Source organism: Streptomyces pathocidini (assembly GCF_001418495.1).
GTDB lineage: Bacteria > Actinomycetota > Actinomycetes > Streptomycetales > Streptomycetaceae > Streptomyces > Streptomyces pathocidini.
Genome location: NZ_LIQY01000582.1, coordinates 1 through 1,168, shown reverse-complemented (window position 1 = coordinate 1,168; position 1,168 = coordinate 1). Strand labels below are relative to the sequence as shown.

The 1,168-nt window shown below is 75.0% G+C and carries 1 protein-coding gene; it reads right to left on the bottom strand.

The window, feature by feature from the left end; all coding sequences use genetic code 11:
- A partial coding sequence (locus tag AOK16_RS23005) for an FAD-binding and (Fe-S)-binding domain-containing protein (protein WP_205627764.1) occupies positions 1–1,168 on the bottom strand: 1,168 nt, incomplete at both ends.

Genomic DNA, 1,168 nt, shown 5'->3' with positions numbered 1-1,168 from the left:
GATGGTGGCGGGGCCGCCTCCGACGCGCTGAGGCGGCCCCGCCACCATCGCGTGAACGGCTCCGGCGCAAGCTTTGGGATGGTTCGTTCCGGGGCGATGCCGCCAAGCCTCTTGGCCAGCGACGCCAACGGGCCGATCCCCGCCGCCGCGTTGACCGCCCTCACCGCCCGCAGCGCCGCCACCGCCCGGAGCCAGACCGGGAGCCACCCCATCGCGTAGTGCGCCGCCGGGCGCACGCGCCCCGCGTAGTGGTGGTGCAGGAACTCGGCCTTGTACGTGGCCATGTCCACCCCCACCGGGCAGTCCTTCCGGCAGCCCTTGCAGCTCAGGCACAGGTCCAGCGCCTCGCGCACCTCCTCGGAGCGCCAGCCGTCCGTCACGACCTCACCCGCCAGCATCTCGTGCAGCAGCCTGGCGCGGCCGCGCGTGGAGTGCCGCTCCTCGCCCGTGGCGCGGTACGAGGGGCACATCACCTCGGCGCCGCCGCCGAACACCGATGGCCCCGTACGGCACTTGGCCACGCCGACGCACCGCCGCACCGCCGCCGTGAAGTCCCCGCCGTCGTGCGGATAGCCGAACTCCACGTCCACCGGGGAGCGCGGCAGCGGGTCGAAGCGGAGGTTCTCGTCGAGGCGGTGGGGGCGGGCGAGCATGCCGGGATTGAGGCCGCCCGCCGGGTCCCACAGGTCCTTGAACTCCTCGAACACGCCCACGAGTTCCGTCCGGTACATCCGGGGAAGCAGCTCCGCGCGCGCCTGCCCGTCCCCGTGCTCGCCGGAGAGCGACCCGCCGTGCGCGACGACGAGGGTGGCCAGGTCGACCGAGAAGTCGCGGAAGCGGCGTACGCCCGCCGGGCTCAGCAGGTCGAAGTCGATCCGCACGTGGATGCAGCCGTCGCCGAAGTGCCCGTACGGGGTGCCGCGCAGGCCGTGCTCGGCGAGCAGCGCGCGGAAGTCGCCCAGGTACGCGCCTAGTTGGGCCGGCGGCACCGCGCAGTCCTCCCAGCCGGGCCAGGCCTCGCCGCCGTCGGGCAGGCGGGTGGCCGTGCCGGAGGCGTCCTCGCGGATGCGCCACAGGGCGCGCTGCTCGCGCGGGTCGGCGACGAGCGCGCTGTCGGTCGTACGGTCGGCCGCTACCCGGCACAGCTCCTCGGCGCGCGCCCGCGCCT